Origin of the sequence: Caulobacter soli, assembly GCF_011045195.1 — a bacterium.
GTDB lineage: Bacteria > Pseudomonadota > Alphaproteobacteria > Caulobacterales > Caulobacteraceae > Caulobacter > Caulobacter soli.
Genome location: NZ_CP049199.1, coordinates 1,556,940 through 1,573,993, shown reverse-complemented (window position 1 = coordinate 1,573,993; position 17,054 = coordinate 1,556,940). Strand labels below are relative to the sequence as shown.

At 67.2% G+C, this 17,054-nt stretch carries 19 protein-coding genes; 8 read left to right on the top strand and 11 right to left on the bottom strand.

Annotation, left to right across the window (positions count from 1 at the left end):
• Positions 1 to 70 precede the first annotated feature (70 nt).
• Entirely contained in the window at positions 71 to 715 is a 645-nt protein-coding gene (locus tag G3M62_RS07705) for a class I SAM-dependent methyltransferase (protein WP_165185991.1), read from the top strand.
• Here the strand turns inward: G3M62_RS07705 and G3M62_RS07700 are convergent.
• The 5 genes from G3M62_RS07700 to G3M62_RS07680 form a co-directional block, all read right to left on the bottom strand.
• Positions 712 to 1,659: a D-glucuronyl C5-epimerase family protein gene (locus tag G3M62_RS07700; RefSeq protein ID WP_165185989.1), complete on the bottom strand. Its 948-nt coding sequence runs from the start codon at positions 1,657 to 1,659 to the stop codon at positions 712 to 714. The two genes, G3M62_RS07705 and G3M62_RS07700, sit on opposite strands and share 4 nt — an antisense overlap.
• Before the next feature lie 79 nt (positions 1,660 to 1,738).
• Positions 1,739 to 2,098, bottom strand: a complete 360-nt coding sequence (locus G3M62_RS07695) for a DUF1304 domain-containing protein (RefSeq protein ID WP_165185988.1) — start codon at positions 2,096 to 2,098, stop codon at positions 1,739 to 1,741.
• Between the two features lie 56 nt (positions 2,099 to 2,154).
• The gene (locus tag G3M62_RS07690) at positions 2,155 to 3,357 is read right to left on the bottom strand and encodes an O-antigen ligase family protein (RefSeq protein ID WP_165191233.1); all 1,203 of its coding nucleotides are present in this window, start codon (positions 3,355 to 3,357) and stop codon (positions 2,155 to 2,157) included.
• 53 nt (positions 3,358 to 3,410) lie between these two features.
• On the bottom strand, positions 3,411 to 4,112 hold the full coding sequence (locus G3M62_RS07685) for a CpsD/CapB family tyrosine-protein kinase (RefSeq protein ID WP_165185986.1): 702 nt from the start codon (positions 4,110 to 4,112) through the stop codon (positions 3,411 to 3,413).
• 86 nt (positions 4,113 to 4,198) lie between these two features.
• Positions 4,199 to 5,704 (bottom strand): GumC family protein, encoded by a 1,506-nt coding sequence (locus G3M62_RS07680; RefSeq protein ID WP_165185984.1) that lies wholly within the window; start codon positions 5,702 to 5,704, stop codon positions 4,199 to 4,201.
• Positions 5,705 to 5,785: 81 nt separating this feature from the next.
• On the opposite strand from G3M62_RS07680, the gene G3M62_RS07675 reads away from it, so the two are divergent.
• The gene (locus G3M62_RS07675; RefSeq protein WP_165185983.1) at positions 5,786 to 6,526 is read left to right on the top strand and encodes a polysaccharide biosynthesis/export family protein; all 741 of its coding nucleotides are present in this window, start codon (positions 5,786 to 5,788) and stop codon (positions 6,524 to 6,526) included.
• A 141-nt stretch (positions 6,527 to 6,667) separates the two neighbouring features.
• On the opposite strand, the gene G3M62_RS07670 is transcribed toward G3M62_RS07675, so the two are convergent.
• Positions 6,668 to 6,946: a sel1 repeat family protein gene (locus G3M62_RS07670; protein ID WP_165185981.1), complete on the bottom strand. Its 279-nt coding sequence runs from the start codon at positions 6,944 to 6,946 to the stop codon at positions 6,668 to 6,670.
• A gap of 195 nt (positions 6,947 to 7,141) precedes the next feature.
• Positions 7,142 to 7,867: a glutathione S-transferase N-terminal domain-containing protein gene (locus tag G3M62_RS07665; protein ID WP_165185979.1), complete on the bottom strand. Its 726-nt coding sequence runs from the start codon at positions 7,865 to 7,867 to the stop codon at positions 7,142 to 7,144.
• 208 nt (positions 7,868 to 8,075) lie between these two features.
• Here G3M62_RS07665 and G3M62_RS07660 point away from each other — a divergent pair, with 208 nt between their 5' ends.
• Together G3M62_RS07660 and G3M62_RS07655 are read left to right on the top strand one after the other, a co-directional pair.
• Complete coding sequence (locus G3M62_RS07660) at positions 8,076 to 8,603, top strand: RcnB family protein (protein WP_165185978.1); 528 nt, start codon at positions 8,076 to 8,078, stop codon at positions 8,601 to 8,603.
• Positions 8,604 to 8,782: 179 nt separating this feature from the next.
• Positions 8,783 to 9,145 carry a proteophosphoglycan 5 gene (locus G3M62_RS07655; protein WP_165185976.1) on the top strand — a complete coding sequence of 121 codons (363 nt, stop codon included), beginning with the start codon at positions 8,783 to 8,785 and terminating at the stop codon, positions 9,143 to 9,145.
• Between the two features lie 78 nt (positions 9,146 to 9,223).
• Here G3M62_RS07655 and gatB read toward each other — a convergent pair whose 3' ends face one another.
• Both gatB and G3M62_RS07645 read right to left on the bottom strand, forming a co-directional pair.
• Positions 9,224 to 10,723 carry an Asp-tRNA(Asn)/Glu-tRNA(Gln) amidotransferase subunit GatB gene (gene gatB, locus G3M62_RS07650; protein WP_165185975.1) on the bottom strand — a complete coding sequence of 500 codons (1,500 nt, stop codon included), beginning with the start codon at positions 10,721 to 10,723 and terminating at the stop codon, positions 9,224 to 9,226.
• Positions 10,720 to 11,154, bottom strand: coding sequence for an endonuclease domain-containing protein (locus G3M62_RS07645; protein WP_165185973.1), 435 nt, complete (start codon positions 11,152 to 11,154; stop codon positions 10,720 to 10,722). The genes gatB and G3M62_RS07645 overlap by 4 nt, the downstream gene beginning before the upstream one ends.
• Before the next feature lie 206 nt (positions 11,155 to 11,360).
• Between G3M62_RS07645 and G3M62_RS07640 the strand changes: the two genes are divergently transcribed.
• Positions 11,361 to 11,948, top strand: coding sequence for a hypothetical protein (locus tag G3M62_RS07640; protein ID WP_165185972.1), 588 nt, complete (start codon positions 11,361 to 11,363; stop codon positions 11,946 to 11,948).
• Positions 11,949 to 12,037: 89 nt separating this feature from the next.
• Here G3M62_RS07640 and gatA read toward each other — a convergent pair whose 3' ends face one another.
• Together gatA and gatC are read right to left on the bottom strand one after the other, a co-directional pair.
• Positions 12,038 to 13,510: an Asp-tRNA(Asn)/Glu-tRNA(Gln) amidotransferase subunit GatA gene (gatA, locus tag G3M62_RS07635; protein ID WP_165185970.1), complete on the bottom strand. Its 1,473-nt coding sequence runs from the start codon at positions 13,508 to 13,510 to the stop codon at positions 12,038 to 12,040.
• 2 nt (positions 13,511 to 13,512) lie between these two features.
• Positions 13,513 to 13,800, bottom strand: a complete 288-nt coding sequence (gene gatC, locus G3M62_RS07630; protein WP_028040934.1) for an Asp-tRNA(Asn)/Glu-tRNA(Gln) amidotransferase subunit GatC — start codon at positions 13,798 to 13,800, stop codon at positions 13,513 to 13,515.
• An 81-nt stretch (positions 13,801 to 13,881) separates the two neighbouring features.
• Here gatC and ruvX point away from each other — a divergent pair, with 81 nt between their 5' ends.
• The 3 genes from ruvX to pyrC are packed head-to-tail and all read left to right on the top strand — an operon-like array spanning position 13,882 to position 16,716.
• Complete coding sequence (ruvX, locus tag G3M62_RS07625; protein WP_165185969.1) at positions 13,882 to 14,376, top strand: Holliday junction resolvase RuvX; 495 nt, start codon at positions 13,882 to 13,884, stop codon at positions 14,374 to 14,376.
• 40 nt (positions 14,377 to 14,416) lie between these two features.
• Positions 14,417 to 15,418: an aspartate carbamoyltransferase catalytic subunit gene (locus G3M62_RS07620; RefSeq protein WP_165185967.1), complete on the top strand. Its 1,002-nt coding sequence runs from the start codon at positions 14,417 to 14,419 to the stop codon at positions 15,416 to 15,418.
• Positions 15,415 to 16,716, top strand: coding sequence for a dihydroorotase (pyrC, locus tag G3M62_RS07615; RefSeq protein ID WP_165185966.1), 1,302 nt, complete (start codon positions 15,415 to 15,417; stop codon positions 16,714 to 16,716). The genes G3M62_RS07620 and pyrC overlap by 4 nt, the downstream gene beginning before the upstream one ends.
• Positions 16,717 to 17,054: the final 338 nt, after the last annotated feature.

The following is a 17,054-nucleotide window of genomic DNA, read 5'->3' as shown; positions in this document are numbered from 1 at the left end:
CGCGGACGTCGCCACACGTTGGGATCGAGAGTGGGGCACGTACCTGCTTACGGAGCCCGTCGAACCTTTCGTGATCGAGGCCAAAACACTGACGCAAGTCGGCGATTTGGTGGGCCTGGACGAACGCCAGGTATTCACGGCGGTCTTGGCCAATCACCCGCTGTACACCTATGCCGTACAATTGCGGATCTGGGCGTCGGCCGACCGCTTGATCGGCCGAAATGTCGTCGAGCTAGGCTGCGGACCCGGGCTACTGGGCAAACACATCGGCTTCATCGTGGACCAATATCTGGGGATCGACGTTTCGCGTCTGGCCTTGGCGCTGGCGCGGGGCGGCGCCCACGCCAACTGCCGGTTCGTGCACATCAACGACCATGAAGAACTCGAGCCGTGCGCGGGGGCCTATGACACGGTCGTCGGCCGCGAATTCTTCATCCACCAGAACTACGACAGCGCCCGCGACCTGCTAGGCTTGGCGGAATATTTGCTGCTCTCGGGCGGCACCGTCCATTGCGACTTCTTCGCCCGCGGCGACGGTGAAGCCGGACAAGTCTATGAGGCGCACGCCGAGCGCGACGCCGAGCAGGTCTCGTCAGGCTATTCATTCTCTCAGTCGGACGTCGAGGATGTCGCCGGAGAGGCCGGTCTCGAAGTGTTGAGCCAGACCTTGGACACCAAAGAATGGCGTCGCTTCGTGGTGCTGCGAAAGCCTTAGCGCTTGGTCGCCCTGTAGGTGAAGTCCTGGCGAAACGCCTTGGCTTCACCGCAGAGGCCAAAGTCGGACGTCACCGAACAGAGCGCCTCGACCATGAAGACCGCGCGTTCCTGGCCGTAATCCGGCGTCGTCGGAAAATCGCGTGAATAGGCGAAGTAGCCTTCCGGACGGCGCTGCACCGGAAGCCAATGCGCCATCGTCGTGATCCCAGCCTCGATGGCTGGGTCGTAACGAGTGGATTTGGTCACGCGCCGATATTCCAGCATCGCGAATACCGCGGCCATGTGACCGTTGTAGACCCCCATGGCCTTGTCGCCCGCGATAACTTCTTCGAACCAGATGAAGCCGCCGGAATCGACGGTGAACAGGCGCTGCTTGCCGCTGACGTCTGTAATGCCGTCCAGCATCTTCTGCGCCTTGATCAGGTAGGCGGGCTGGCGATCCATCTCGTAGAAATGCAGATAGCCGATCGCGACCATCGAATTGGCGAACGCGCCGCGGAAGCCTGCCGGCATGGCGAAGTTCTCGCCGACGTCATAGCCAAACCTATGGACGATCTGCGTGGCGCCGGACGGCAAGGTCTCGGTCAACTCCATCGCCATGGCGTCCAGGTTCAGCGCCATCTGCTGATAGATCCAGGGGTCGCCGTCCCGCCGGCTCTCGCCCAGCATGATGGCCGCGTCGGACGCGAACACGTAGGGAGCGAAGGGTTGCCCCCAGGTGATCCAGGCCTCCGGCCACTGCTGGGGATAATCGGTGGGCGATTTTGGCGTCCAACCTTCGTTGGTCGACGGCGCCAGGCTGAGCGGTCGCGCACCGTCGTATCCCGCCTTGAGCGCGTAGTCGTAACGGTTGACGGTCACCCCGCCGATCACCGCTGTCGGGCCCGCGAGCGCCGGCCCCGCGAACGCCAGAATCCCGGCGATCAGCAACGCGCGCACCATTATGGCCCCAATGCTCCTACCCCAACCCCTCGTGTATGAAGTATGGGGTGCCCCGTCAAACCGCAACCATTGGTTTTCGCTAGATATTCCACCACAACCCGAGCCCCACCACCGCCGGCAGGGTCTGAATCAGCAGGATCGAGCGCTTGACGGTCAGGCCGCCCCAGACGCCGGCCACGGCCACGCAGGCCAGGCCAAAGAAGGCGAAGGCCTTGGCGGTCACATCATCCGGCCAGAACAGACCCAGGACCAGGGCCGCGACCAGGAAGCCGTTGTAGCAGCCCTGGTTCGACATCGCCGGCTTGACGATCGCGGCGGCCTCGTCGGTCAGGCCAAAGACCTTCTTGCCCCGCGTGTCGAACAGCACCGTCTCCAACAGGACGATGTAGACATGGATCAGGGCGACGATCCCGGTGACGATCTGGGCGGCCAGCAACATGCGGAAAGTCCCTCCAAAAGAAGGAGTGAGCCCCGGTTCGTCGCTTAAAGCAACGCTTACCCCCCGACCTCGCGGTCCGGGAAGGCCAGCTTGGCGGCGAAGGCCACGAACAACACCCAGCGGAAATCGTTGTAGATCAGCGCGATGCTCTCGGTCAGGGCCACCAGGCTGTAGACGACCAGGAACGGGAAGGCGAGCAGCGCGCCCCGGTCGCGGAACACCGAGATCACCGCCAGGGTCATGGCCTGCAGGTAGAACAGCCCCCAGGCGATCAGGCCCAGCAGGCCAAGGCCCAGCCACTGCTCCAGCCAGCTGTTGTGGGCGTGCTGGGCCTGGAAGCCGGCGTTCTTGCTGATCCAGGCGAACGGGCCCCACCCGGTCTTGTCGCCCCATACCGCCTGGTAGCCGTAGCCCAGCCACGGCCGGTCCTCGATCTCGCGCATCACCGCCGCCCAGATCTTGGTGCGGCCGGTCAGGGTGGCGTCCTTGCCCAGGATCGCGAAGAAGACGTCCGAAGCGAACAGGATGAAGGCCCCCAGCAGCACCACCCCGGTGATCCCCGTCCAGGTGGCGGCCGCGCCCATGGCCGGGCCGCGCCGGGCGATCCAGACAAAGCCGATCGCCGCCACGCCCAGCATCAGCGACACCAGCGAGGTCTTGGAGGTCGACATCAGCACCAGCACCAGGGCCAGCCCCGCGAAGGTCCACCACAGGCGGGCTCTTTGGGGGTTCAGCAAGGCGGCGGCCGACAGGATGCAGAAGCCGAACGCCATGTTGCCGCCCAGGCCGTTCTTCTCACGCCACAGGCCGCGCCAGGCGCCGGGGAACAGCTCGGTCATGATCCCGATGCGCGGCACGGCCAGACACACCACGAAACAGGCGACGATCAGCACCGCGAAGGCCGCGCCCACCACCTCGGCCAGCTGCGGCCAGCGGAAGCGCGCGGCCAGGGCGATCCCGCCCAGCGTCGTGCAGACCAGGGCGAAGCCGCGCCGGGCCGTCTGGTCCGGATTGACCGACCAGAACATCGAGGCGGCCACCACCAGCAGAAGGACGATCAGGAACGGCTGGCGGATGAGCACGCGAAAGGTCGAGCCGGGTCGCAGGGCGATCAGGGCGAAACCGGCGGCGTAGGCGGGCAGATAACCGACTCGCAGCAGGGCCGAGCCGGCCGCGTCGGCGGTCTCGCCCACCAGCGGCAGCTCCCAGCCGCCGCTGTAGATCAGCAGGGCCAGGACCGGCAGCACCCACAGCGCCATCTGGACGAAGGTCAACCGGGCCGGCGCGGCGGCGGCCGCTCCGTAGGCGGGCGTCAAGGCAGGATGGCCTTCAGGAACTTCGGCGGCTGGACCGAGGCCTGGTTGAAGAACACCCCGGCGGTGCGGCCGCCCGACGAGGCCAGGGCGTCGCGCAGCAGGCCCGGCGGCCGAACGTCCGGCTGCTGGGCGCTGACCACCAGCACCGTCTGGTCCATGTGCTGGGCCAGGGTCAGGGCGGCCTGGGAGCGATCGGCCGACGGGCTGTCGACCACGATGATCTCGGCATGACGGCGCAGGGCGGCCCAATATTCGACACCGGGCAGGATGTGCACCTTCTGGCGACCGCGCAGGGCCTCGCGATTGAAGCGGGTCACCCAGAAGCGCGGGCCGCCGATGCTGTGGGCGGTCAGGTACTTGGCGTCGGGCCACACTCCGCCGCCCGGCTTGGGCGCGGGCGGCTGGACGGTGAAGAAGGCAGAGCCGTCCGGCGAGGCCGGCGCGCCGGCGCCCAGCGGACCGTAGCGTTCGGGATCGGCGGCGATGGCCTGGTATTGCGGCGAGGTGACCAGGTCCAGGTCGATCAGCCAGGTCTTGCGGCCGGCGCGCTTGGCGGCGAAGCGGGCGAATTCGCGGGCGGCCGTCGAGGTCCCCTCGCCTTTCCGGGCGGCGACGAACTGGACGACGTGCGCGCGGCCGGGCGCGGGGGCGCCAAGGCTCCCCCACAGCTCCGCCATCTCGACGTTCAAATCCACCATCCGCCGAATCGCCGCGCGTTGAAGTCCGTTTACCTTAACGACCAAACGCGTTCGCGCGAAAGGCGACGAAAGCGCCCAGGCCGGTCTCAGGCGGCGCGCTTGTAGCTCGCCGTCGCCAGCACCGGCAGGCCCAGGGTGCGCGAGGCCGAGGCCGGGGTCTGAAGGCCGGGCCGCAGCAGCATCCGCACCAGTCCGACGCAGGCGGCGGTGAAGGCCGCGAACAGGAAGGCCAGCACCATGATCGGCTTCTTCAAGCTCTTGCCGGTCGACGGCGCCACGGCGCGCTGGACGATGCGGATGTTGTCGCTGCCCTCGGCCGACATCTGCCGCTGGGCCTCGTCCTGCTGTTCCTTGACGGTGAAATCCTTGACGTTCGACGACAGCACGTCGCGATCGCGCGACAGCTGGTTGAAGGTCGGCTCCAGTTCGGACAGACGCAGCAGGCGCTGGTTCACGTCCTGGACCTGCTGGGTATAGGCGGCCAGCGACTGTTGGAGCGCGGCGACTTCCGCCGACAGGTCATTGCGCGTGGACTGCAGGGTCTGCCAGATCGGGTTGGGGCCGCTGCGGCGCGCGCCGTCGCCGTTGGTGCGACCCGACGCCACGCCCTGCTCCAGCTGGGCGATCTGCGCCTCGATGTCGCGGACCGGCTGGGCGTCGGAGCGATAGCGGGCCAGCAGACTCTCGCGATCCAGCTTCAGCTGGGCCAGCTTGCTGGAGGCCGAGGTGTCGCTGTCGCGATAGAGCACGGTGTCGGCCGGGGTCTTGGCCAGCTCGCCTTGGACCGAGGCCAGCCGGCCCATGCGATCCTGCAACTGGGCCTCGGTGGCGTACTTCTGCGACTCCGCCTGGGCCTGAAGTTGGGTCAGGGCGGTCTTCTGGGCGGTGAAATCGCCGATGTCGTTGCCCGACAGGAAGGCCTGATAGGCCGCGTCGGTCTGGGCCAGCTTCTGGGTGAACAGCTCGCGCTGGCGTTCCACCCCGGTGTTTTCGCCGCCGATCAGTAAGCTGCGGCGGTAGATCAGGTACTCTTCCAGCAGGGTGTTGAGCACCTTCTCGGCCACGTCCGGATCCTGGTTGGAATAGGACAGACGGATGATCGAGTTATCGGGCGCGGTCTCGATCTTCAGGTTGCGGGCCAGGGCGTCGCGCCCCTCGGCCATCAGCTTGCGCTTACCTTCCGGCGAGGCGACGGCGTACTTGGTGGCGCTGCCCGGGAAGATCTTGCCGAAACCGACCTTGCGGATCACGCGATCGCGCAGCTCGCCGCTGCCCAGGATTTCCGATTCCGACTGGATCACCTGATCGGTGCTGGGCACCGCGCCACGACCGGCGTCGCCGGCCAGGGGCTCGTAGACATATTCCTGGCCCAGGCGGACGAACAGGCTGGAGCTGGCGGTGTAGGTCTTCTTCATGGTGCCGGCCAGGGCCAGGCCCAGCAGGAACAAGGCCAGGAAGACGCCGAGCATCAACCACCGCTCACGCCACAACAGGGTGACGAAGTCGGTCGGCGCGTAACGCGCACGCGCCGACCAGTCGCTACGCGACGGCGGGTCGTGCGGCACGCTGGTCCAGGCGCTCGTGGTTGACATAAGAATCCGACGTTTACTCGCCAGCACCCTGGCCGTCGGCGGCTTAAGGCTTCGTTACCTATATCTGTTAAGACTTGTCGCATGCACAGGCGCACCATCCTTTCGGCGGCCATCGCCCTGCCCTTCGCGGCCAGCGGCCTCGTCGCCTGCGGCCACGTGGATCGCGAGCCGATCACGCCAACCGCCCGTCCCACGGCCACTTTTTCCGATATCGGCTATGCCGACTGGTCGGACCAGGAGCCGGACTACCGGTTTTATCCGGGCGACGAAGTCGAGATCACCGTGCCTTCGGCGGTCGAGCTGAACAAGTCCGTAGTGGTCCAACCGGACGGGCGCGTCGCTTTGCCGCTGATCTCGCCAGTGATGGCGGCCGACCGCACGATCGGCGAATTGGAAGCCTCGCTCACCCAGGCCTACGCCAGCCAGCTGCTGCGGCCGCAGGTGCGGGTGTCGATCAAGTCGACGGCGCCGCTCAAGGTGTTCGTGGGCGGGGAAGTGGGCAATCCGGGCGTCTACGACATGGCCGGCGACGGCGACGCCCTGCGGGCCGTCATCCAGGCCGGCGGGTTCAAGACCTCGGCCAAGCGCACGTCGGTAATCATCATTCGCCGGGGCCCCAACGGTCGCGCCATGCTGCGCACGGCCGATCTTCTGACGGGGATGACCAACGGCCGGGCGGACCTGGTGCCGCTTCGTCGGTTCGACGTGGTCTATGTGCCGCGCAGCGGAGTGTCCGAAGCGGGCCTGTTCATGCAGCAGTACTTCCGAGACCTGCTGCCGATCAGCTTCAGCTACGCCGTCAACGGCTTCAACGGAAACTGAGACATGGCGCCCGGGCGCGTGGCGTCCGGGTCAGAGGTAGGCGTGGGCTGAACCCACGAGCGTGACGGCTGAAGTGGATGCCGGTTTCGGCGTCCGTCGCGCATCACGCAAAAGCCGTCGAGCCGACAGGCTCGACGGGGTTCAGCCGTGAGCCAGCCATTCACGCGCCTGGCGCTGGGCTTCGGCGACATCCTCGCTGGCCATCTCCTGCGAGATTTCCTTGCGATAGACCTTGGCTTCGACCGAACCGCGCATGGCGGCCAGGTTGAACAGCATGTGGGCCGAAACGTAGTCCAGCGGCGCGCCGCCTTGGCCGGTCGAGTACAGCATGCCCATGCGGAACAGCTCTTCGCCCGAGGCGTCGGTGGTCGGCAGCGGGATCCCGTGGATGGCGGCCGGCGGTTCGATACTCATCATCATGGCTTCAATTCCCATTCCCAACCCCCGTCGCCGTTCTGGCTCCGCTTGGCTGTGAGAACAGAAAAGTCCATCGCCACTGAACATACAGTTAATGGCGCTGACATCATGAATCTAATCCATGAATACATAAACCGTTTAGAGACATTACGTCGCATTCACGGGTGTTACTGAATGTAAACCGCCGTATACAGCAGGTTAACGGGCGCGCTGGCCAAACAGCACCTTTCGGGCCTCTTCCTGCGCTTTTCCGGGTGTTTGCAGGGCCGGACGGCGCAATTCGGCCCCCACCTTGAAGCCGCGATCGACGTCCTCGCGGGCCGCCATGCGCTCGAACCAAGCCTTCAGGTGCGGAAACTCTTCCAGAATGATGCCCTGGTTTTTCCAGGGAACAACCCATCCCCAGCACGCGAAGTCGGCGATGGACAATTGGCCGCAGATGAAATCCTTCCCCTCCAGCTGCTTGTTGAGCACGCCATACAGCCGATGGGTCTCGTTGGTGTAGCGGATGGCGCCGTAGGCGACCTGGCGCTGGTCGCTGACGATGGAGGGGGCGTACTGTCGGAAATGGTGGGTCTGGCCGGCCATGGGACCAAGGCCCCCCATCTGCCACATCAGCCACTGGTCGATCTCGACCCGCTCGCGCTCGTTGGCGCCGTAGAACTGGCCGCTCTTGCGCCCCAGGTACTGCAGTATGGCCCCGGATTCGAACACCGAGATCGGCTGGCCGTCGGGACCGTCAGGATCGACGATGGCCGGCATGCGATTGTTGGGGCTGATGGCCAGGAAGTCCGGCTTGAACTGCTCGCCCGCCCCGATGTTCACGGGGATCATCTCGTAGGGCAGCCCCATTTCCTCCAGGGCGATCGAGATCTTCCAGCCGTTCGGCGTGGGCCAGTAGTACAGTTCGATCGGACGGCTCATCGCGATGACTCCCTTGGGGGCGTTTTCTGAGAGGGACGTTTCAATTGACCACCAACATGGCCATGCGCCCGGGCGTCGCCAAGGCCGTTCATGCTCCAGCCTGACGGCGCCGTTCAGATCAGGTTCAGCCACGGCGATGGAAACTGTTTTCAAGGTCGAGGGATTAGGCGATCGAAGGGTCGCCGACCGAAGTAAGGAGACGTCGGATATGAAGCGCTTGTTGCTCACCATCGCCGCCGTGGCCGCCGTCGCCGGGCCGATGGCCGTCGCCGCCGGCGACGCGTCCGCCCAGGATCGCGGCCGCTATGGCCATAGCGACGGCCGGGGCGATCGCGGCGGGGATCGCCACGACGGCGGTCGGGGCGGCTATGACAATCGTGGTGGCCGAGGCGGCTACGACGGTCGTCACGACAATGGCCGCCACAACGGCTGGGACCGCGGCGACAACCGCTGGGATGGCCGCCGCTACAACGGCTACTATTACAACAACCGCTGGAGCTACGGCGCGCCGCCGGCCCACTACTATGGCAGCCCCGGCTACCGTCCCGGCTACAACGCCTGGCGTCGCGGCGGCTACCTGCCGCCCTACTATCGTGGCAACGGCTATATCATCCACGATTACGGCTATTACCGCCTGCGCCCGCCGCCCCGGGGCTACTACTGGTACCGGGCCGGTAACGACTACGTCCTGGCGGCGATCGCCACCGGACTGATCTTCGACATCATCAACCAATAGACGATGTCGACCTGACGGACCTGGCGGCGCTTTTCGAAACGCTCGGCAAGCGCCGCCATTCGCCGCATCCGCGCCCCGCATGCGGCGAGATCGCCCGATTGGCGGGTTATTCCCACCGCATTCGCACGTCAGCGTTCCGGTCGTGTCACTTTCCGACGCGACAGTAACGAGACGCTTCCATGACCAAGCTCCGCCTCACGGCCGCCGTCGCCGCGCTGACTCTCGCCGGCTACGCCGGATCGGCCCTGGCCCAGCAGACCGCGCCGGCCGATCCCACGGCCCAAACCACGCAAGGCGCTCCCGCCTCTTCCTCTACGTCGCCGTCGTATGGCGCGGATCCGGCGACCTCCGCCCCGTCCTCCAGCGCCGACAGCGCCACCGCCAGCGGCACGCCTAGCTCGGCCACCGCGGACACCTCGACCGGCTCAGCGGCCCCGTCCGCCGACGCCAAGCCGGAAAAGAAGGCCAAGAAGCACCACAAGCCGGCCGGCGCCGAAGCCGACCCGGCGGGTGCCTCGGCCTCCGAAACGCCCAAGCCGTAAAGCCGGTGCTCCGCTCGTGAAAAAGGGCCCGTCGCGCGAGCGGCGGGCCCTTTGTCCTTGGTGCGGCTAGCGGCGCTCTTAAAGCCCCAGCTTGCTCTTCAGCAGTTCGTTGACGGTGGCCGGATTGGCCTTGCCGCCGGTCTCCTTCATCACTTGGCCGACGAACCAGCCGATGGCCTGGGGCTTTTCCTTCACGGCCTCGGCCTTGTCGGGATTGGCCGCGATCAGCTTGTCGATCGCGGCCTCGATGGCCCCGGTGTCATTGATCTGCACCAGGCCGCGCGCCTCGACGATCTCAGCGGGACGGCCCTCGCCGGCCCACATGTGCTCGAAGACCTCCTTGGCGATCTTCGACGAGATGGTGCCGTTCTCGATCAGCTCGACCAGCTGGGCGATGTCCGAGGCCGGCAGCGGCGAGGCGGCGATCTCGTGCCCGCCCGCCGACAGCTTGGACAGCAGCTCGTTGGTCACCCAGTTGGACACCAGCTTGGCGTCGCGGCCTTTCGCGGCGGCTTCGAAATAGTCGGCGCGGTCGCTCTCGATGATCAGCACGCCGGCGTCGTAGGCCGACAGGCCATACTGGCTCTGCAGGCGCTGCTTCTTGGCGTCCGGCAGTTCCGGCAGCGTCGCTTCCAGATCCTTGACCCAAGCCGGGTCCAGGACCAGCGGCAGCAGGTCCGGATCGGGGAAGTAGCGATAGTCGTGCGCCTCTTCCTTCGACCGCATCGAACGGGTCTCGAGCTTGCCCGGGTCGAACAGGCGAGTTTCCTGGTCGATCTTGCCGCCGTCCTCCAGGATCTCGATCTGGCGACGGGCCTCGTATTCGATGGCCTGCTGGATGTAGCGGTAGCTGTTGACGTTCTTGATCTCGCAGCGCGTGCCCAGGTGGCTGAAGCTGCCGGTCTCGCGGAACTTCTCGTAGTCGCCCGGGCGGCAGACCGAGACGTTGACGTCGGCGCGCAGGTTGCCCTTCTCCATGTCGCCGTCGCAGGTGCCCAGATAGACCAGGATCGTGCGCAGCTTCTTGACGTAGGCGGCGGCCTCTTCGGAGGTGCGCATGTCAGGCTTGGAGACGATCTCCATCAGCGCCGTGCCCGCGCGGTTCAGGTCGACATAGGTCGCGTTCGGGTCCTGGTCGTGCAGCGACTTGCCGGCGTCCTGTTCCAGGTGCAGGCGTTCGATACGCACGTCGAAGGTCGTGCCGTCGTCACGCTCGACGGTCACCACGCCCTCGCCGACGATCGGCTGGTCGAACTGGCTGATCTGATAGCCCTGCGGCAGGTCGGGATAGAAGTAGTTCTTGCGGTCGAAGCGGCTCTTCAGATTGATCTGCGCCTTCAGACCCAGGCCGGTCTTCACCGCCTGCTCGACGCAAAAACGGTTCAGGACCGGCAGCATGCCGGGCATGGCCGCGTCCACCAGGCTGACCTGCTGGTTCGGCCCCGCGCCAAACCCGACGGCTGCGCCGGAGAACAGCTTGGACACGCTGGCGACCTGGGCATGGACCTCGAGGCCGAGAACGATTTCCCAGGGGCCGGTGCGGCCTTGGATCACTTTGGAAGAGGCGGTTTCGGTCATGTCTCAATTCCTGACCACGTAGGGTGGTCACTTATTCCTAGGTCCCTTCCCTCCCCTTTATGGGGAGGGTGGCCCCGAAGGGGTCGGGTGGGGCTCGCTGCGCTCAAGGCCTGACAAATCACGCTCATGACCGCGTCTATGTCCTCATGCACCGCACGGGTCCGGAAGCGCAAGGTTTGGAAGCCAGAGCGGCGGAAAACTTGATCGCGACAGGCGTCGTGAGCGGCCTGCTCCAGCTCCTCGTGGTGTGGTCCATCGACCTCGACGATCAGCCGTCGGCTCAAACAGATGAAGTCGGGATAGTAGACCAGCAAGGGTGCTTGCCTCCGAAAGTGGAAGCCATGGGCTCTCAGGGAGCGAAGGCGCACCCACAGGCGAACTTCCTGCACCGACATTGCCTTCCGAAGCGCCCTTGCTCGATTCACCCTCATGGCTTGATCCCCCACCCGACCCGCTACGCGGGCCACCCTCCCCGCAAGGGGGAGGGAAGAAGCTTCAAGCGTCGCTGAGACGCTCATTTCTCCCAATGTGAAAAATGACCACTTCTTGGCGAGATGTAGGTCTTTCCTGGCCAAACGGAACCGCTGCCGGAGCCTTCCGTTGACTCCCCGAAGCGAATAACTCGCAGGAGGATATCATGGCTGTTCTGAACCTCGACGCCAGCGAACCCTATATCGCCCCGGCCAAAAGCACGAAGAATGCCCCGCTGTTCGCGGAAGCGCCCGTCTATGCTCGCACCCCGGCGAAGAAGTCTTCGTCTAACCTGCCGCTGATGGTCGGCTTGCCGGTCCTGGCGATCGCCGCCGGCGGCCTGGCCTGGGGGTTGATGAGCCATCCGGCCCAGACGCCGACCACCGACGCGGCGCCGCCCGCCCAGGTGGCCGAGGCGACGCCCGCGCCGCTCGCCGCCGAACCGGCTCCGATGCCGGCCTCAGCGCCCGTCGCCACGACGCCTGAGACTCCCGCGCCGACGCAGGTCGCCCGCGCCGAGACCACCGCGCCGCCGCGCGTGACCGCCCCGGCCAAGCGCGCCGCTCCGGCCCGCCGCGCGGCCCCGGTCGCCGCCGACGCCGGTTCGGCCTCGGAGAATGTCAGCGCCAACGTCCCGGCCCCCGTGGCCGCCCCGCCGGCCGCGCCGGTGGTGATCGCCGCCCCGGTCGCTTCGGCCCCGGCTCCGGCTCCCGCCCCGGCGGCGGCCCCGGCCACGCCGGACGCCCCGATGTAGTCGATCCAGTTTTCAGTGGCGTCGCGTAAAAAAGAAGGGCGGCTCCTCGCGGGGCCGCCCTTTTTCGTGTCCGTCGACCTAGCGGCGGATCACCACCACTTGGTCGCCTTGGTCTTGAAGCCCGCGGCCTTTTCGATGGCCCCGGCCACCGAGAACACCGTGCCCTCGTCCAGCGGCTTGCCGATGATCTGCAGACCCAGCGGCAGGCCGTTGGCGTCCAGGCCCGCCGGCAGCGACAGGCCCGGCAGACCCGCCAGGTTCGTCGTCACCGTGAACACGTCGTTCAGGTACATGGCGATCGGGTCGTTGCTGTTCTCGCCCAGGCCGAAAGCCGCCGACGGCGCCGTGGGGGTGAGGATCGCGTCGCACTTTTCCCAGGCGTTGTCGAAGTCCTCGGCGATGCGGCGACGCACCTTCAGGGCCTTCAGGTAGTAGGCGTCGTAATAGCCGGCCGACAGCACGTAGGTGCCGATCAGGATGCGGCGCTTCACCTCGTCGCCGAAGCCGGCGGCGCGGGTGTTCTCGTAGACCTCGGTCAGATTGCCGCCCTCGGCCCGCAGGCCGTAGCGCATGCCGTCATAGCGGGCCAGGTTCGAGGAGGCCTCGGCCGGGGCTACGATATAGTAGGCCGGCAGGGCGTACTTGGTGTGCGGCAAGCTGATCTCGACGATCTCGCAGCCGGCTTCCTTCAGCCAGGCCACGCCCTGTTCCCAGAGCTGCTCGATCTCGGCGGGCATGTTGTCGACGCGGTATTCCTTGGGGATACCGATCCGCAGGCCCTTGACCGACTTGCCGACGAAGGCGGCGAAGTTCGGAACCGGCACGTCGAGACTGGTGGAGTCCTTGGGGTCGTGGCCGCTCATCGAGGTCAGCAGGATCGCCGCGTCCTCGACGGTCTTGGCGATCGGGCCGGCCTGGTCCAGCGAGCTGGCGAAGGCCACCGTGCCCCAGCGCGAGCAACGGCCGTAGGTCGGCTTGATGCCCACGGTGCCGGTGAAGGCGGCCGGCTGGCGGATCGAGCCGCCGGTGTCGGTGGCGGTGGCGCCCAGGCACAGGTCGGCGGCCACGGCCGCGGCGCTGCCGCCCGAGCTGCCGCCCGGGGTCAGGGCCTGGTTGGAGCCGGTCTTGCGCCAGGGATTGATCACGGGACCGTACGCGCTGGTCTCGTTGGACGAGCCCATGGCGAATTCGTCGAGGTTCAGCTTGCCCAGCATCACCGCCCCGTCACGCCACAGCTGGCTGGTGACGGTCGACTCGTAGTGCGGGACGAACGGCTCGAGGATCTTCGACGCCGCCGTGGTGGGCGTACCCTCGGTGCAGAACAGGTCCTTGATGCCCAGCGGGATGCCGTCCAGCGGACGGGCGGCCTCGAGCGCCCTGCGAGCGTCCGAGGCGGCGGCCATCGACAGGGCCTGCTCGGGGGTCTCGAACAGGAAGGCGTTCAGGCCGCGCGCGGCCTCGACGGCCTCGATGTGCGCCGTGGTCAGCTCGACCGAGGTGAAGTCCCCGGCTTCCAGCCCGTCCAGCGCGCCCTTGAGGGTGAGAGAGGTCAGCGAAGTCATTATTATTCAACCACCTTCGGGACCACGAAGAAGCCGCCCACCGACTTGGGGGCGTTGCCGGTGACGACGTCCGCGTCGCCGCCCATGGTCACCACGTCGTCGCGCAGCGGCAGGCCGGCGTGCACGACGCTGGTCAGCGGCTCGACGCCGTCGGTGTCGACCTCGGCCAGCTGCTCGATCCACGTCATGATGCCGTTGAGCTCCTGGGCCAGGGGCTCCAGGCGATCTTCCGGGGTGGCGATGCGCGCGAGCCGCGCGACCTTCCGCACGGTGGCGGCGTCAATGGCCATGAGGGCCTCCTGAATTCCAAGCGCGTGGGTTAGCCGTGCGAGGGGCGCTTTGACAAGCTGTTCCCCGTGGTATGAGGACAAATGCCCGTTCTCGACATCACCGAATTCGCCGCCGCCATCCCCGACTACCTGCCGATCGTCGGCCTGGATCCGGGCGAAAAGACCATCGGCGTTGCCGTGTCCGACGTCACCCTGACCGTCGCCAGCCCGCTGGCCCTGATCAAGAAGACCAAGTTCAGCGAGGACGCCGAGGTGCTGTTCAAGCTGATGGGCAGCCGCAAGGCGGCCGGCATCGTCATCGGGCTGCCGATGAACATGGACGGCACCGAGGGCGTGCGCTGCCAGTCCAACCGCGCCCTGGGCCGCAACCTGCTGCGCCTGCAGCCCCACCTGCCGATCACCTTCTGGGACGAGCGCCTGTCGACGGCGGCGGTGACCCGGGTGCTGATCGACGAGCACGACGTCAACCGCAAGCGCCGCGCCGAGGTCGTCGACAAGATGGCCGCCGGCTGGATCCTGCAGGGCGCGCTGGAGCGGATCCGCGGGATCAACGAGGCGGCGGGCAAGGGTTTCTAAGCCTTCCCTCCCCGCCCAAAGCCGCCTATGACGCCCACTCATGACGGCCAAACCCCCGCCCCATGAGCCCGCCGACCCGATCGAGACGATCCGCAAGCGCATCTTCTCGTTTCCCCGGCGCCATTTCCTGTCGGCCGGCGATCTGAACGCCCTCCAGGCGACCGATCTGCTGGACTTGGCCGACGCCTTCGTCGCCCTCAATCGCCAGACGACCAAGTCCCTCGACATCCTCAAGGGGCGGACGCTGATGAACCTGTTCTTCGAGAACAGCACCCGCACCCAGTCCAGCTTCGAGATCGCCGGCAAGCGCCTGGGCGCCGACGTCGTCAACATGAGCCCGCGCACCTCGTCGATCACCAAGGGCGAGACCCTGATCGACACCGCCGTCACCCTGAACGCCATGCGCCCCGACCTGCTGGTGGTGCGCCACGCATCGTCGGGCGCGGCCAGCCTGCTGAGCCAGAAGGTCAGCGGCAGCGTGATCAACGCCGGCGACGGCCAGCACGAGCATCCCACCCAGGCTGTGCTGGACGCCCTGTCGATCCGCCGCGCCTTCGGCCGGGTCTCGGGCCTGACCGTGGCGATCTGCGGCGACGTGCTGCACAGCCGCGTGGCCCGCTCCAACGTCGCCCTGCTGCACACCCTGGGCGCCAGCGTCCGGCTGGTGGGTCCGCCCACCCTGATGCCGGCCCAGGCCGAGCGCTGGGGCGTCACCGTCCATCACGACATGAAGGCCGGCATCGCCGGGGCCGACGTGGTGATGATGCTGCGCCTGCAGCTGGAGCGCATGCAGGGCGCGTTCGTGCCCTCGACCCGCGAATACTTCCGCTTCTACGGCCTGGACCGCGAGAAGCTGGCCCGCGCCGCGCCCAAGGCCAAGGTCATGCACCCCGGCCCGATGAACCGGGGCGTGGAGATCGACTCCGACGTCGCCGACGATCCCGAGATCAGCCTGATCCAGGACCAGGTCGAGATGGGCGTGGCCGCCCGCATGGCCGTGCTGGCCTCCCTTGCCCACCGGCTCGAGGAGCACGGCAAATGAACAATGCGCCCCCTCTTGCCCTGATCAACGCCCGTCTGGTCGACCCCGAGAGCGGCTATGACGGCCCTGGCGGCGTCATCGTCTCCGAAGGCGTGATCTCCGATGTCGCCAAGGGCCGCGAGTTCGCCAAGCTGACCAAGGACGTCCGCGTCATCGACTGCGGCGGCGCCATGCTGGCTCCCGGCCTGATCGACCTGCGGGTCAAGACCGGCGAGCCCGGCGCCGAGACCAAGGAAACCCTGGCCAGCGCCGCGCGGGCCGCGGCGGCCGGCGGGGTGACCAGCTTCGTCGTCCAGCCCGACACCGACCCGGCGGTCGACGACCCCAGCGTGGTCGACTTCATCCTGCGCCGCTCGCGCGACATCGACAGCGCCCGCATCCTGTGCGCCGGCGCGGCGACCAAGGGGCTGGCGGGCGAACAGATGGCCGAGATCGGCCTGATGCGCGAGGCCGGCTGCGTCTACGTGACCGACGCCGACAAGCCGATCGTCGACAGCAAGGTGATGCAGCGCATCCTGACCTATGCGCGCGGCTTCGACACCCTGCTGGCCCACCGGCCGATGGACCCTTGGCTGGCCAAGGGCGGCGCGGCGACCGGCGGCGAGTTCGCCGGCCGCATGGGCCTGCCCTCGATCTCGCCGATGGCCGAGCGGATCATGCTGGAGCGCGACGTGGCGCTCCTGGAAGCCACCGGCGGCCGCCTGCTGGTCGACCAGGTCACTAGCGCCCAGGCGCTGGAGACCCTGGCCCGCGCCAAGGCCAAGGGCCTGCGCATCCACGCCTCGGTGTCGATCAACCACCTGTCGTTCAACGAACTGGACATCGGCGACTATCGCAGCTTCGCCAAGGTCACCCCGCCCCTGCGCGGCGAGGACGACCGCCAGGCCCTGATCGAGGCCCTGGCCTCGGGCCTGATCGACATCGTCGTCAGCGCCCACGCCCCGGCCCCGGCCGAGGACAAGCGCCTGCCGTTCGACGAGGCCGCACCCGGCGCTGTCGGCCTGGAAACCCTGCTGCCGGCATTGCTCTCGCTGTATCACGACGAGCGCCTGCCACTGGTCGACCTGATCCGCGCCGTCACCCTGGCCCCCGCCGCCCTGATCGGCCTGCAGTCGGGCCGTATCGCACCCGGCGCCCCGGCCGACCTGGTGCTGTGCGACCTGGACGCCCCGCTGATCATCGACGCCGGCAAGCTGCTGTCGAAGTCCAAGAACTCGCCGTTCGACGGACGCCGGCTACAGGGCCAGGTGCTGATGACGCTGGTCGACGGGCGCGTGGTGCACCGGGCGGAGGGGTAGGCGCAGCGAACACTTGCCCCCTACGGACCGCTTCGCGGTCGTCTTCCCCCGGAGGGGGAAGAGGCTCGTCCTCCGCCCCCTACGGGGGCGGACAGGCGGCGAAGCCGCCAGGTGGGGGCAAGTGGGTGTGATCCCACGCCAATCTGGCTGTGAGCGGATGGAAAGGGTCGCGGAGCGCCGGACGACGTCCGGAGTTTGAAAAAAGAATACCGTTTCGACGAAGCCTGCCGCTCCGCGCCGTCGTTATCCGGAAGCCCGCGACGCTGAGCCCTGTTAGGGCCTCGCCTTGGAGCCTCCGACGGGCGGGCTGGATCAACGAACCCCAGTCCCGGACCGCG

What these genes read in the sequence shown, in the direction of transcription:
- G3M62_RS07700 (WP_165185989.1), bottom strand. Translation starts at nt 1,659, where the DNA reads ATGGTGCGCGCGTTGCTGATCGCCGGGATTCTGGCGTTCGCGGGGCCG.
- G3M62_RS07695 (WP_165185988.1), bottom strand. Translation starts at nt 2,098, where the DNA reads ATGTTGCTGGCCGCCCAGATCGTCACCGGGATCGTCGCCCTGATCCAT.
- G3M62_RS07690 (WP_165191233.1), bottom strand. Translation starts at nt 3,357, where the DNA reads ATGGCGCTGTGGGTGCTGCCGGTCCTGGCCCTGCTGATCTACAGCGGC.
- G3M62_RS07685 (WP_165185986.1), bottom strand. Translation starts at nt 4,112, where the DNA reads ATGGTGGATTTGAACGTCGAGATGGCGGAGCTGTGGGGGAGCCTTGGC.
- G3M62_RS07680 (WP_165185984.1), bottom strand. Translation starts at nt 5,704, where the DNA reads ATGTCAACCACGAGCGCCTGGACCAGCGTGCCGCACGACCCGCCGTCG.
- G3M62_RS07675 (WP_165185983.1), top strand. Translation starts at nt 5,786, where the DNA reads ATGCACAGGCGCACCATCCTTTCGGCGGCCATCGCCCTGCCCTTCGCG.
- G3M62_RS07670 (WP_165185981.1), bottom strand. Translation starts at nt 6,946, where the DNA reads ATGATGATGAGTATCGAACCGCCGGCCGCCATCCACGGGATCCCGCTG.
- G3M62_RS07665 (WP_165185979.1), bottom strand. Translation starts at nt 7,867, where the DNA reads ATGAGCCGTCCGATCGAACTGTACTACTGGCCCACGCCGAACGGCTGG.
- G3M62_RS07660 (WP_165185978.1), top strand. Translation starts at nt 8,076, where the DNA reads ATGAAGCGCTTGTTGCTCACCATCGCCGCCGTGGCCGCCGTCGCCGGG.
- G3M62_RS07655 (WP_165185976.1), top strand. Translation starts at nt 8,783, where the DNA reads ATGACCAAGCTCCGCCTCACGGCCGCCGTCGCCGCGCTGACTCTCGCC.
- gatB (WP_165185975.1), bottom strand. Translation starts at nt 10,723, where the DNA reads ATGACCGAAACCGCCTCTTCCAAAGTGATCCAAGGCCGCACCGGCCCC.
- G3M62_RS07645 (WP_165185973.1), bottom strand. Translation starts at nt 11,154, where the DNA reads ATGAGGGTGAATCGAGCAAGGGCGCTTCGGAAGGCAATGTCGGTGCAG.
- G3M62_RS07640 (WP_165185972.1), top strand. Translation starts at nt 11,361, where the DNA reads ATGGCTGTTCTGAACCTCGACGCCAGCGAACCCTATATCGCCCCGGCC.
- gatA (WP_165185970.1), bottom strand. Translation starts at nt 13,510, where the DNA reads ATGACTTCGCTGACCTCTCTCACCCTCAAGGGCGCGCTGGACGGGCTG.
- gatC (WP_028040934.1), bottom strand. Translation starts at nt 13,800, where the DNA reads ATGGCCATTGACGCCGCCACCGTGCGGAAGGTCGCGCGGCTCGCGCGC.
- ruvX (WP_165185969.1), top strand. Translation starts at nt 13,882, where the DNA reads ATGCCCGTTCTCGACATCACCGAATTCGCCGCCGCCATCCCCGACTAC.
- G3M62_RS07620 (WP_165185967.1), top strand. Translation starts at nt 14,417, where the DNA reads ATGACGGCCAAACCCCCGCCCCATGAGCCCGCCGACCCGATCGAGACG.
- pyrC (WP_165185966.1), top strand. Translation starts at nt 15,415, where the DNA reads ATGAACAATGCGCCCCCTCTTGCCCTGATCAACGCCCGTCTGGTCGAC.